A 14,052-nucleotide genomic window follows, 5' to 3' on the forward strand; every position below is an offset into this window, starting at 1 on the left:
ACCCCCTTACGCTTTCTGGTGATAAAGTTCGCTGCCCTTGGCAAGGAACTCCGCCGATTTTTGCTTCATGCCTTCCAGTGGATCTTCCAGCATTTTGACTTCGATTTCTTCGCCCGACTCCAGACCTTTCGCATAGTCGCGGACTTCATGACTGATTTTCATGGAGCAGAATTTCGGGCCACACATTGAGCAGAAGTGCGCCACTTTGCCTGACTCCTGTGGCAAGGTTTCATCGTGATAGGCACGGGCCGTATCCGGATCAAGCGCAAGGTTGAACTGATCTTCCCAACGAAATTCAAACCGCGCTTTCGACAGCGCATTGTCGCGCACCTGCGCCCCCGGATGGCCTTTCGCCAAATCAGCGGCGTGGGCGCACAGCTTGTAAGTAATCAGGCCGACTTTCACATCGTCCTTGTTGGGCAGGCCCAGGTGCTCTTTGGGTGTCACATAGCAAAGCATGGCGCAACCAAACCAACCAATCATCGCCGCACCAATGCCCGAGGTAATGTGGTCATAACCCGGTGCGATGTCGGTGGTCAGGGGGCCAAGTGTGTAGAAAGGGGCTTCATGGCAATGCTTCAGTTGCTCCTCCATGTTCTCTTTGATCATGTGCATCGGCACGTGACCCGGCCCTTCAATCATCACCTGCACATCGTACTCCCAGGCAATTTTTATCAGCTCACCTAAAGTACGAAGTTCGGCGAACTGCGCTTCATCATTGGCGTCCGCAACCGAGCCCGGGCGCAGACCATCGCCCAGCGACAATGCTACGTCGTACTTGGCGCAAATTTCACAGATCTCACGGAAGTGGGTATAGAGGAAGCTTTCCTGATGGTGCGCCAGACACCATTTGGCGATGATAGAGCCGCCTCGGGAGACAATACCTGTCACGCGCTTGGCGGTCATGGGGACATATCGGAGTAGCACGCCAGCATGAATGGTGAAGTAATCAACGCCCTGTTCTGCCTGCTCAATCAGGGTATCACGCATCACTTCCCAGTTCAGGTTCTCAGCAATGCCGTTTACCTTCTCAAGCGCCTGATACATAGGAACCGTACCAATTGGCACCGGGCTGTTTCGCAAGATCCATTCGCGGGTTTCATGAATGTTCCGGCCTGTCGATAAGTCCATTACCGTATCCGCACCCCATCGAGTCGACCAGACCAGCTTTTCGGTCTCTTCCTCAATCGACGAGGTCACCGACGAGTTACCAATGTTGGCGTTCACTTTCACCAGAAAATTTCGGCCGATGATCATTGGCTCAGATTCAGGGTGGTTGATGTTAGCAGGAATAATCGCACGACCTTGTGCTACTTCGTTTCGTACAAACTCAGGCGTGATTTCTTTTGGCAGGTTGGCACCAAAACTTTGCCCGGGGTGCTGGCGGTTAAGCTGCTCATCAGCAAACTTCTGGCGACCCATATTTTCACGAATAGCAATGTATTCCATTTCCGGCGTGATGATGCCCCGGCGTGCGTAATGCAGTTGAGTCACACACTTACCTCCTTTGGCCCGGCGAACGCGAGGCTGGTTACCGAACCGCAATTCGTCCAATGTGTTGTCGTCAAGGCGGGTTCTGGCAAATTCAGAAGTAACACCGTCCGGCAGCTCAGTATCATTACGTTCTTCTATCCAGCGCTCACGAAGTTTGGGCAGACCGGCATAAATATCAATTTCATAATCAGGATCGGTATATACGCCAGACGTATCGTAGACACGAATGGATTCATTAGGCTCAAGCATAGGATTGTCCTTCGTCCCACCGACCAGACTGTCGGCAAGGGAAATCTCGCGCATACCGACACGGATATCAGGCCTTGAGCCTGTAACATGGACTTTCCGGGAATTCGGGAAGGGTTGTACCGACAGGTTGTCGATAAAGGTTTTTGCTTCGTTTCTGGCTTGTTTACGGTTCGACATAGCATTACTCCAGTATCCTTTGGGAATAAATGCTTGCCGGATTTGCTGAGCAAGAGGTTTGAGACGCAGATAAACGGTAGGTTTTAGCACGTACTCGCACATGTTTTCTCTTGTTCCCTTCGCAGGTATTAGCCTGATCAGGTTCAACGGATCCCGCTTACGCGGTCTCAGCCAAATGGCACTCCGACAAGTTACAGCGAACGAGTATAAAAAATGCGCTTCAGATACACAATGGCAGCAATGAGATTAAGCGCGCATTAAGAGCTGAAAACCTGCCCAGGCAGCAAAGAGACACACGATAACATTGAGCATCACATTTAGGCCCATTTTTAACCATTCACCCTGCTGGAGCAAAAGAACGTTATCCATAGAAAAAGTTGAGAAGGTGGTTAACGCGCCCAGAAAGCCGAAACCAATCAAATGACGCCAAGGACCTGAGGCGAATGCTTCCTGTTCCAATGCTGCGACTAATAGACCCATAATGAAGGATCCCACCACATTGACCGTCAACGTGCCATAAGGGAAACCTCGCCCTAACAGGACAATACAGAGCTCAGAGATCAGGTATCGCGAGCAGGCCCCTAAAGCTCCGCCTAGCGCAATGTAGAAAAGCAAAATAGCGTGATTCAATTTCAATATAGTTAAACCGTATCAGCGAGAAAGTCAGACTGACATCATACGTGTTATAGGTTTTATACGCTAAGGCGACAGCAGATATATCAACAATATGTTGGAGAGAGGAGAATTAAATATTAAAAAGCCCCAGCATTTCTGCTGAGGCTCGAAAATGGCAGGGGTGGAGGGATTCGAACCCCCAACACGCGGATTTGGAATCCGCTGCTCTGCCAATTGGAGCTACACCCCTATGTGCGAACTATTCTATCGATTCCCATTTAAATAGCCAGCATTGATTGGAGGAAGACAATTCAATTGGTCGCAATTTGAGCAAGCTTATGATTTCTCGGCAAGAGATCAAATCAAAAAAAGAGAACGCGGATGTACTACCGAAAACTGTTGTCATACAAAAAATTAAGCATTAAGTTCGTTTAGTCCACTTGACCTGCCTTCTAAAGCTCTGTCATGTCACTTTGCTTTAGGAGCTGGGCGAATCTGATTAGTTAGTCAGGACAACGCAAAAAGGCCACCCTCACGGATGGCCTTTTCTTCAGTATTAGAAGCCTGGCGATGTCCTACTCTCACATGGGGAGACCCCACACTACCATCGGCGCTGCTCTGTTTCACTTCTGAGTTCGGCATGGAGTCAGGTGGGTCCAAAGCGCTATGGTCGCCAAGCAAAATTTTGTCAGGAACAAAATTTAACGCACCTCAGTGCGGCCCGTCAGGGTCAAATACACGGATGTATTTGATAAATTCCTTCCTTAAATCTTGGAAAGCTGTCTGTTCTCAACACATTCAATGTTCTGTTTGAGTCCGTCAAAACCCCTTGGGTGTTGTAGGGTTAAGCCTCTCGGGCAATTAGTACAGGTTAGCTCAACGCCTCACAGCGCTTACACACCCTGCCTATCTACGTCGTCGTCTCCAACAACCCTTCAGGATACTTTAAGTATCAGGGAGAACTCATCTCGAGGCTCGCTTCCCGCTTAGATGCTTTCAGCGGTTATCAATTCCGAACTTAGCTACCGGGCAATGCCACTGGCGTGACAACCCGAACACCAGAGGTTCGTCCACTCCGGTCCTCTCGTACTAGGAGCAGCCCCTCTCAATTCTCCAACGCCCACGGCAGATAGGGACCGAACTGTCTCACGACGTTCTAAACCCAGCTCGCGTACCACTTTAAATGGCGAACAGCCATACCCTTGGGACCGACTTCAGCCCCAGGATGTGATGAGCCGACATCGAGGTGCCAAACACCGCCGTCGATATGAACTCTTGGGCGGTATCAGCCTGTTATCCCCGGAGTACCTTTTATCCGTTGAGCGATGGCCCTTCCATTCAGAACCACCGGATCACTATGACCTGCTTTCGCACCTGCTCGAACCGTCATTCTCGCAGTCAAGCGGGCTTTTGCCATTGCACTAACCTCACGATGTCCGACCGTGATTAGCCCACCTTCGTGCTCCTCCGTTACGCTTTGGGAGGAGACCGCCCCAGTCAAACTACCCACCAGACACTGTCCTCACCCCAGATTATGGGGCCAAGTTAGAACATCAAACATACAAGGGTGGTATTTCAAGGATGGCTCCACGGCAACTGGCGTCACCGCTTCTTAGCCTCCCACCTATCCTACACATGTAGGCTCAATGTTCAGTGCCAAGCTGTAGTAAAGGTTCACGGGGTCTTTCCGTCTAGCCGCGGGTACACAGCATCTTCACTGCGATTTCAATTTCACTGAGTCTCGGGTGGAGACAGCGTGGCCATCATTACGCCATTCGTGCAGGTCGGAACTTACCCGACAAGGAATTTCGCTACCTTAGGACCGTTATAGTTACGGCCGCCGTTTACTGGGGCTTCGATCAAGAGCTTCTCCCTAAGGATAACCCCATCAATTAACCTTCCAGCACCGGGCAGGCGTCACACCGTATACGTCCTCTTTCGAGTTTGCACAGTGCTATGTTTTTAATAAACAGTTGCAGCCACCTGGTATCTGCGACTGCCCATAGCTCCATCCGCCAGGGACTTCACCGCGGGCAGCGTACCTTCTCCCGAAGTTACGGTACCATTTTGCCTAGTTCCTTCACCCGAGTTCTCTCAAGCGCCTTGGTATTCTCTACCCGACCACCTGTGTCGGTTTGGGGTACGGTTACTGATAACCTGAAGCTTAGAGGCTTTTCCCGGAAGCAGGGCATCAATGACTTCACTACCGTAGTAGCTCGACATCGTGTCTCAGTGTATAGCAAGCCGGATTTGCCTAACTCGCCCACCTACGCACTTGAACCAGGACAACCGTCGCCTGGCCCACCTAGCCTTCTCCGTCCCCCCATCGCAGTTATCAGCAGTACGGGAATATTAACCCGTTTCCCATCGACTACGCCTTTCGGCCTCGCCTTAGGGGCCGACTTACCCTGCCCCGATTAACGTTGGACAGGAACCCTTGGTCTTCCGGCGAGGAGGTTTTTCACCCCCTTTATCGTTACTCATGTCAGCATTCGCACTTCTGATACGTCCAGCATGCCTTACAGCACACCTTCAACCGCTTACAGAACGCTCCCCTACCCAATGTGCCTAAACACACTGCCGCAGCTTCGGTGTATCGCTTAGCCCCGTTACATCTTCCGCGCAGGCCGACTCGACCAGTGAGCTATTACGCTTTCTTTAAATGATGGCTGCTTCTAAGCCAACATCCTGGCTGTCTGAGCCTTCCCACATCGTTTCCCACTTAGCGATAACTTGGGGACCTTAGCTGGCGGTCTGGGTTGTTTCCCTCTCCACGACGGACGTTAGCACCCGCCGTGTGTCTCCCGGATACTACTTACTGGTATTCGGAGTTTGCAAAGGGTTGGTAAGTCGGGATGACCCCCTAGCCTTAACAGTGCTCTACCCCCAGTAGTATTCGTCCGAGGCGCTACCTAAATAGCTTTCGGGGAGAACCAGCTATCTCCGGGTTTGATTGGCCTTTCACCCCTAGCCACAAGTCATCCGCTAATTTTTCAACATTAGTCGGTTCGGTCCTCCAATTGATGTTACTCAATCTTCAACCTGCCCATGGCTAGATCACCCGGTTTCGGGTCTACGTCATGCAACTGAACGCCCAGTTAAGACTCGGTTTCCCTACGGCTCCCCTATGCGGTTAACCTTGCTACATAACGTAAGTCGCTGACCCATTATACAAAAGGTACGCAGTCACCTAACAAGTAGGCTCCCACTGCTTGTACGTACACGGTTTCAGGTTCTATTTCACTCCCCTCACAGGGGTTCTTTTCGCCTTTCCCTCACGGTACTGGTTCACTATCGGTCAGTCAGGAGTATTTAGCCTTGGAGGATGGTCCCCCCATCTTCAGACAAGATAACACGTGTCCCGTCTTACTCGTTTTCACTCACTGTGCGTTGTCGTGTACGGGGCTATCACCCTGTATCGCGCCACTTTCCAGAGGCTTCCACTAACGCACAATCAGCTTAAGGGCTGGTCCGGGGTCGCTCGCCGCTACTGCCGGAATCTCAATTGATTTCTTTTCCTTCGGGTACTTAGATGTTTCAGTTCCCCGAGTTCGCCTCATTAACCTATGGATTCAGTTAATGATACTGGCTTATGCCAGTGGGTTTCCCCATTCGGAAATCCGAGAGTATCGTGACTCTTACCGTCTTCTCTCGGCTTATCGCAGGTTAGCACGTCCTTCTTCGCCTCTGACTGCCTAGGCATCCACCGTGTACGCTTAGTCACTTAACCCTACAACCCCAAGAGGTTTCGTAGCTTTAAACAACCAAGGTTTGTCATCGTTCGATGACGATTTCGCCGGACTCAAATTCCAAGAACACTTGAATGTGTTTGGTGTTAACTCTTAAGAGTCAACATTTGAGAACTTTTACAAACAAGCTTTATCTCTTTCGAAACAAAGTTGTTTAGTCAGCTTTCCAGATTGTTAAAGAGCAAAGTGATGTTAAAACCACTTTTTAAATATTCTCGCAAGAACACTTAAAGAGTGGTGGAGCTATGCGGGATCGAACCGCAGACCTCTTGAATGCAAATCAAGCGCTCTCCCAGCTGAGCTATAGCCCCACATCGATACTTAGTTTGTGACCAACAGCTTTCAAAACAAGGCGTGAAAGGAGGACGTTTAGTTCACTAAACGACGAGTTTCACAACGCAGTGTTGGAAGTTGTTGGTGGGTCTGAGTGGACTTGAACCACCGACCTCACCCTTATCAGGGGTGCGCTCTAACCACCTGAGCTACAGACCCATCTAAGTAATGTTCTTTCTCTTTTTGACCGTAGCAATCTGTGTGGACACTCACATTCATAGTATCGTTAAGGAGGTGATCCAGCCCCAGGTTCCCCTAGGGCTACCTTGTTACGACTTCACCCCAGTCATGAACCACACCGTGGTAAACGCCCTCCCGAAGGTTAAGCTATCTACTTCTGGTGCAGCCCACTCCCATGGTGTGACGGGCGGTGTGTACAAGGCCCGGGAACGTATTCACCGTGGCATTCTGATCCACGATTACTAGCGATTCCGACTTCATGGAGTCGAGTTGCAGACTCCAATCCGGACTACGATGCACTTTCTGGGATTCGCTCCACCTCGCGGTCTCGCTGCCCTCTGTATGCACCATTGTAGCACGTGTGTAGCCCTACTCGTAAGGGCCATGATGACTTGACGTCGTCCCCACCTTCCTCCGGTTTATCACCGGCAGTCTCCCTGGAGTTCCCACCCGAAGTGCTGGCAAACAAGGATAAGGGTTGCGCTCGTTGCGGGACTTAACCCAACATTTCACAACACGAGCTGACGACAGCCATGCAGCACCTGTCTCAGAGCTCCCGAAGGCACCAATCCATCTCTGGAAAGTTCTCTGGATGTCAAGAGTAGGTAAGGTTCTTCGCGTTGCATCGAATTAAACCACATGCTCCACCGCTTGTGCGGGCCCCCGTCAATTCATTTGAGTTTTAATCTTGCGACCGTACTCCCCAGGCGGTCTACTTAACGCGTTAGCTCCGAAAGCCACTGTTCTAGACAACAGCCTCCAAGTAGACATCGTTTACAGCGTGGACTACCAGGGTATCTAATCCTGTTTGCTCCCCACGCTTTCGCATCTGAGCGTCAGTCTTTGTCCAGGGGGCCGCCTTCGCCACCGGTATTCCTTCAGATCTCTACGCATTTCACCGCTACACCTGAAATTCCACCCCCCTCTACAAGACTCTAGCCTGCCAGTTCAAAATGCCACTCCCAGGTTAAGCCCGGGGCTTTCACATCTTGCTTAACAGACCGCCTGCATGCGCTTTACGCCCAGTAATTCCGATTAACGCTCGCACCCTCCGTATTACCGCGGCTGCTGGCACGGAGTTAGCCGGTGCTTCTTCTGCCGCTAACGTCAAATTACGCAGCTATTAACTACGTAACCTTCCTCACGGCTGAAAGTGCTTTACAACCCGAAGGCCTTCTTCACACACGCGGCATGGCTGCATCAGGCTTGCGCCCATTGTGCAATATTCCCCACTGCTGCCTCCCGTAGGAGTCTGGACCGTGTCTCAGTTCCAGTGTGGCTGATCATCCTCTCAAACCAGCTAGGGATCGTCGCCTTGGTGAGCCTTTACCTCACCAACCAGCTAATCCCAACTGGGCCCATCCTGACGCGAGAGGCCCGAAGGTCCCCCTCTTTGGTCCGAAGACATTATGCGGTATTAGCCACCGTTTCCAGTGGTTATCCCCCTCGTCAGGGCAGGTTCCCAGCCTTTACTCACCCGTCCGCCGCTCGCCGCCCAATAAATCATCCGAAGAATCTTTATTGTCGCTGCCGCTCGACTTGCATGTGTTAGGCCTGCCGCCAGCGTTCAATCTGAGCCATGATCAAACTCTTCAATTAGAATCTTTTCTGCCCTTCCTCACTTTGAAAAAGTGAACAAAGGCGGCTCGATGAAATACTGTATAAATCGACTGTGCCGATAACCCCGAAGAGCTTTCGTTTTGGTCACTCAGTTTCATCGATAAATCTTTTGTCTATCAATGACGAGTGCCCACACAGATTGCATAGGTCAAATTGTTAAAGAACGTTGACTTTAAGAAGCCTCGCTTCTCACCGTCAGGGCTGCGAATTTTACGCTGCCGGGCGATTAAGTCAAGAAGAAATTTTGAGATTTTTCAGCGTGATTTGCACAAACCTCAAAATACCTTGTTGACTTGCCTCTCGGGGTAATTTCCCTTCGAAGCGGGCGGCCATTTTACTGTTCTACTTTAACGCGTCAAGCGTTTATTTTCGTCTCAGTTTTTAAGGCCTTCGCCGTACCAGTTTGGATGAACATTTCCGCATTGGGAGCCGCTCTCCGTGTCGGTGAGGCGGCATTATAGGGAGGCGAAAAAATCTGGCAAGGGCTTTTTTGCGTTTTTTTATCAAAAACATCGCGTTCGAGCACTTTTCATACAAAACGGATTTAAAGTGAACGAAATTGGCCTGAAAACACCTTTACCCTATCCCAATTCGTATACTCAATTTCTTTGGTTGGATCAGTCTCCCCACCGGTCATCTTCATAATGAACTGGATCATGACACGGTCAAAGAGTCGATAACGGGGATAATAGAGTGCGCCGGCAAACACATCCAAAAGCTGCGGTTGCCAGGGTGAACGTTTTAGGAACTTTTTCATGTAAACACTGCCTTCCGGCGTATCCTTGCCGGGCTTGCGTGCAGTCAGGTTGACACAGAAAAAAGCCGCTTTCTTATTTTTAAGTGATGAAAGGTTGGTTTCAATAAACCGATACAGTTTTTTGTTCAGATGGCCATAACGAATTGAAGCACCAATCAGTACCTTATCGTAATCTTCCCAGTTCACTTCGGGCATTTCATGCAAGTCCACCAACTCACATTGGTAGCTTTCTGATAACTCGCTCTCAATGGTACGAAGAATCTTTACTGTCTGTCCTTCGCGGCTGGAATGAAGTAAGAGTGCTTTTTTCATCATTATTCCTATCCAAGCGATTAGCTACGCCAGAAGGTCGGCGTAAAGAGAACCAGTAAGGTGAACACTTCCAAGCGGCCAAATAACATGGAAATGATCAACACCCATTTGGCACTGCTGTTGATATCCCCAAAGTGCACCGCTACTTCTCCCAATCCTGGACCTAAGTTGTTAAGAGTTGCAGCCACCGCAGAAAATGCCGTCAGCTCGTCAATACCGGTAGCAATCAGCCCCAGCATACAGATCACGAACACCAAAGCATAAGCAGAGAAAAACCCCCATACCGCATCCACGACCTGTTGCGGTAACGCTTTGTTGCCAACTTTGATGGTATACACTGCCCTCGGGTGAACAAGACGTTTCAGCTCACGCGACCCCTGAAGTGATAGTAACAGGATTCGAATCACTTTCATTCCGCCACCGGTCGAGCCTGCGCAACCACCAATAAAAGAAGAAAATAAAAGAAGAACAGGCAAGAATAATGGCCACTCTGAGAAGCTCGTGGTGGTATAGCCGGCAGTGGTAGAAATAGACACTGTCTGGAAGATAGCCTGGTTAAAAGCTTCGAACTCCGACTCATAAGTGCCATGGTTACTCAACATGCCGAATACAATCGCCAGCAAGATAAGCTGGATCACGATAAACGCACGGAACTCAGGATCTTTAAAGTAATACCCTGGATGCATATTACCACTTGCAAACGCAGCAAAATGCAGAGAGAAATTACAGGCGGAGATGAAGAGGAAAAAAACCGTAATCGCATTAATTGCCGGACTATTGAAATAGCCAATGCTTGCATCATGGGTTGAAAATCCACCGATTGCGACGGTCGAGAAACTGTGGCTGATGGCATCAAACACTGACATTCCAGCCAGCCAGTACGCGGAAGCACATGAAACGGTCAATGCCAGATAGATATACCAAAGCGCCTTTGCCGTTTCCGCGATCCGCGGCGTCATCTTGCTGTCTTTAACTGGCCCCGGGATTTCAGCACGGTAAAGCTGCATCCCACCAATACCCAGCACGGGTAGGATAGCCACTGCCAGCACAATGATCCCCATCCCCCCGAACCATTGCAGAAGCTGGCGATAAAAGAGCACCGCTTTCGGCAGGTCATCAAGCCCCACCATGACCGTCGCTCCGGTGGTTGTCAGGCCAGAAAATGATTCAAAGAAGGCATCGGTCACCGACATATTGGGCTGCTCAGAAAGCATAAACGGGACCGAACCCGCACTGCCGATTACCGTCCAGAACAACACCACGATAAGAAAACCATCACGGGCTTTCAGTTCATGTCGGAAATGCCGGTTTGGGAACCATAGAAGACCACCACCTGCGAGGAGAAGGAAAAAAGTGAGGACAAAAGGGAAACCTTCACCATCGCGATAGATAAATGCCACCACGGCTGGCGCCAGCATGGTGATACTAAAGAGGGCAAGAAGAAGCCCGACAATACGGATAATTGAACGAAATTGCATAGCCTTGGACGGCTCATCCTTATATTCAGGGGTGAGCCTGAATTACATGTTTTTATCAAGCCCGGCTACGCGCACCTGACCACGGGAGCGATGAAATATCTCCGCAGCGATCTGTTCGGCATTCCGTGCATCCACTTCCACTGTCATTTCCACATTATGGCTGAATTCAGTACTAACCTGAACCGCGTTGTAGGATGTCAGTATTGATTCAATCAAGGCAATGTGAGGGTATTCACAGCTTACAGTGAACTGCACCGTGATCGCTTTTTCTTTCGTTGCCAATTGAAGTAGCGCCTGTTGAACGCCGCCACCGTAAGCTTTTACCAAACCGCCAGTACCCAAACGGATACCACCATAGTAGCGGGTTACCACCGCCGTGATTTCACCAACACCGCTGCCAGACAACTGCGCGAGGATAGGTTTACCCGCCGTGCCGGAAGGTTCTCCATCATCACTGAAGCCCCAGCTCATCGAATCTTCAGGTCGCCCCGCAACAAATGCCCAGCAGTTATGGCGAGCATCAGCATGCTTCGCTTTTATTTCCGCAACAAACGCTTTGGCGCTCTCAATGCCTGGAGTGTGAGCCAGATAGGTAATAAAGCGACTCTTCTTGATCTCCTCCTCCGATACCACTGGCGATAACGGGATCAGATAAGGCGAGTTGTTCATACAGGTCACCATAGATTGAAAGGGGCGGAATTTTAACACAAGAAAATCGTAACACAGCACTCACCCTAACCCTCTGAATTATCGGCACCATATATTTTAAACAGTTACTTTAAACACAAATTTCAAACATATGTTTAACATTTCTATTGCCTTTTTGTTCAGCCCGACTCAGACTAAAGCAGACTAAAACAACTACCCTCTACCTAAAGGTAAACCAAACCAGACATAGATCTGGCAATACGGAGATAGAACATGATTTACCAAGGTGACACCCTGTCCGTGCGCTATCTGGAAGATGGCCTCGCGGAGCTGAACCTCGATGCACCCGGCTCAGTCAACAAATTCGACCTCGCGACATTGGAAAGCCTCAACGAGGCGCTGAATGCTCTCTCGCAAACGTCTGACGTAAAAGGCCTACTGCTGACATCTGCCAAACCCGCCTTTGTCGTCGGTGCAGATATCACTGAATTCCTTGGTCTCTTTGCTAAGCCAGAGGAAGAGCTCTCAAATTGGGTCACGCACGCGAACGATATTTTCAACAAACTCGAAGATCTGCCTTTCCCAACCGTTTCCGTCATTTCCGGTTTCGCACTGGGTGGTGGCTGTGAATGTATCCTGGCCACCGATTTCCGTATTGCAGACACCACCGCGCGCATCGGCCTGCCAGAAACCAAACTTGGCATCATGCCGGGTTTTGGCGGTACCGTGCGTATGCCACGCCTGGTGGGTGCTGATACCGCAATGGAGCTCATCACCGCAGGTAAAGAAAGCAAAGCGGATGCTGCACTGAAAATCGGTCTCGTCGACGCAGTCACCGCACCGGATGATCTGCGTGATGCCGCCATTGGTCTTGCCAAGCAGGCAATTGAAGGCAAGTTGAATTGGCAGTCACGCCGCGCGCAGAAAAAAGCACCACTGCAGCTGAACAAGATGGAAGCCACCATGAGCTTCACCATGGCCAAAGGCATGGTGGCACAGGTAGCAGGCCCTCATTACCCTGCTCCAATGACCGCGGTTGTGGCGATTGAGGAAGCGTCTCGCTTAGATCGCGACGGTGCCCTGCTGGTTGAGAACAAGCACTTCGTCAAGCTGGCAAAAAACGACGTCACCCAAGCTTTGGTTGGCATTTTCCTCAACGATCAGTACTTGAAACACAAGGCCAAGCAAGCAGCAAAAGAAGGCAAGCCTACGGCGCGCGCCGCTGTGCTGGGCGCAGGCATCATGGGTGGCGGTATCGCTTACCAGTCCGCCAGCAAAGGTGTGCCGGTACTGATGAAAGACATCAGCCAGGCGTCGCTTGAAACCGGCATGAAAGAAGCCTCCAAACTGCTGAACAAGCAACTGGAGCGTGGTCGCCTTAACGGTATGAAGATGGCAGAAGTGCTTGCTTCTATTACCCCTAGCCTTCACTACGCCGGTATCGAGCAATCGGACGTGGTTGTTGAGGCGGTCGTCGAGAACCCGAAAGTAAAAGCGGCGGTTCTGAGCGAAGTCGAAGCCTTTCTGCCTGAAGATGCAGTACTGACCTCCAATACCTCAACCATTCCTATCGATCTATTAGCGAAATCACTTAAGCGACCAGAAAACTTCTGCGGCATGCACTTTTTTAACCCCGTGCACCGCATGCCATTGGTAGAAGTCATTCGCGGTAAAGACACCTCAGAAGAAACCGTGGCACGCGTGGTGGCCTATGCGGCCAAGATGGGTAAAAGCCCAGTGGTCGTCAACGACTGTCCTGGGTTCTTCGTAAACCGCGTGTTGTTCCCCTACTTTGCCGGTTTCAGCATGCTGCTTCGTGATGGTGCTGACTTCACCAAAGTCGACAAAGTGATGGAGAAAAAATTCGGCTGGCCAATGGGTCCTGCCTACCTGCTTGATGTTGTAGGCATTGATACGGCTCACCACGCACAAGCTGTGATGGCGGAAGGTTTCCCTGAGCGCATGGCGAAAAGCTACCGCGATGCTGTCGATGTGATGTTCGAGGCCGAGCGCTTTGGTCAGAAGAACGGTGTCGGTTTCTACAAATACTCGGTCGACCGTAAAGGCAAGCCGAAGAAAGACGTGGATGCCGATGTCGCAGGCCTGCTCTCATCGGTATTGGGTTCAGCGACCGATTACAGCGACGAAGAGATCATCAACCGCATGATGGTGCCGATGATCAACGAAGTGGTGCGTTGTCTGGAAGAAGGCATTATCGCAACACCTCAGGAAGCAGACATGGCGCTGGTTTACGGCCTTGGCTTCCCTCCATTCCGCGGCGGTGTATTCCGCTATCTGGATACCATTGGACTGGCAAACTATGTTGCTATGGCTGACCAACTGGCCAATCTTGGCCCTGCCTATGAAGTGCCGCAAGGTCTTCGCGACAAAGCTGCCAAAGGCGAAGGGTATTTCGATGCCCAACGACAGTCTGCCTAAC

At 50.6% G+C, this 14,052-nt stretch carries 6 protein-coding genes, 3 tRNA genes, 3 rRNA genes and 1 riboswitch; of the genes, 1 reads left to right on the plus strand and 11 read right to left on the minus strand.

The window, feature by feature from the left end; genetic code table 11:
* Positions 1–6: 6 nt before the first annotated feature.
* The 11 genes from thiC to AC6IB1_RS16565 all read right to left on the minus strand — a co-directional run bounded on the left by thiC (position 7) and on the right by AC6IB1_RS16565 (position 11,633).
* Positions 7–1,920, minus strand: coding sequence for a phosphomethylpyrimidine synthase ThiC (gene thiC / locus AC6IB1_RS16515; protein ID WP_497569164.1), 1,914 nt, complete (start codon positions 1,918–1,920; stop codon positions 7–9).
* 97 nt (positions 1,921–2,017) lie between these two features.
* Positions 2,018–2,116, minus strand: a riboswitch (TPP riboswitch).
* Between the two features lie 50 nt (positions 2,117–2,166).
* A complete protein-coding gene (gene crcB, locus AC6IB1_RS16520) occupies positions 2,167–2,550 on the minus strand; it encodes a fluoride efflux transporter CrcB (RefSeq protein WP_497569165.1) in 384 nt (127 codons plus the stop codon).
* A 158-nt stretch (positions 2,551–2,708) separates the two neighbouring features.
* Positions 2,709–2,785, minus strand: a tRNA-Trp gene (locus AC6IB1_RS16525).
* A 312-nt stretch (positions 2,786–3,097) separates the two neighbouring features.
* Positions 3,098–3,213: ribosomal RNA gene (gene rrf / locus AC6IB1_RS16530) — 5S ribosomal RNA — on the minus strand.
* A gap of 162 nt (positions 3,214–3,375) precedes the next feature.
* Positions 3,376–6,265 (minus strand): 23S ribosomal RNA (locus AC6IB1_RS16535).
* A gap of 254 nt (positions 6,266–6,519) precedes the next feature.
* A tRNA-Ala gene (locus tag AC6IB1_RS16540) sits at positions 6,520–6,595 on the minus strand.
* Between the two features lie 104 nt (positions 6,596–6,699).
* Positions 6,700–6,776 (minus strand) — tRNA-Ile (locus AC6IB1_RS16545).
* 68 nt (positions 6,777–6,844) lie between these two features.
* A 16S ribosomal RNA gene (locus AC6IB1_RS16550) occupies positions 6,845–8,396 on the minus strand.
* Together the 16S, 23S and 5S rRNA genes with 3 tRNA genes alongside form the textbook arrangement of a ribosomal RNA operon.
* Before the next feature lie 565 nt (positions 8,397–8,961).
* Positions 8,962–9,486, minus strand: a complete 525-nt coding sequence (gene hemG, locus AC6IB1_RS16555) for a menaquinone-dependent protoporphyrinogen IX dehydrogenase (protein WP_497567545.1) — start codon at positions 9,484–9,486, stop codon at positions 8,962–8,964.
* A gap of 20 nt (positions 9,487–9,506) precedes the next feature.
* Entirely contained in the window at positions 9,507–10,964 is a 1,458-nt protein-coding gene (locus AC6IB1_RS16560; RefSeq protein ID WP_497567546.1) for a TrkH family potassium uptake protein, read from the minus strand.
* A 42-nt stretch (positions 10,965–11,006) separates the two neighbouring features.
* Positions 11,007–11,633, minus strand: coding sequence for a YigZ family protein (locus AC6IB1_RS16565; protein WP_497567547.1), 627 nt, complete (start codon positions 11,631–11,633; stop codon positions 11,007–11,009).
* Positions 11,634–11,885: 252 nt separating this feature from the next.
* On the opposite strand from AC6IB1_RS16565, the gene fadB reads away from it, so the two are divergent.
* Positions 11,886–14,051: a fatty acid oxidation complex subunit alpha FadB gene (gene fadB / locus AC6IB1_RS16570; RefSeq protein ID WP_497567548.1), complete on the plus strand. Its 2,166-nt coding sequence runs from the start codon at positions 11,886–11,888 to the stop codon at positions 14,049–14,051.
* The last annotated feature ends 1 nt before the right edge of the window (position 14,052 follow it).

It is taken from the genome of Grimontia sp. THUN1695, assembly GCF_059704325.2.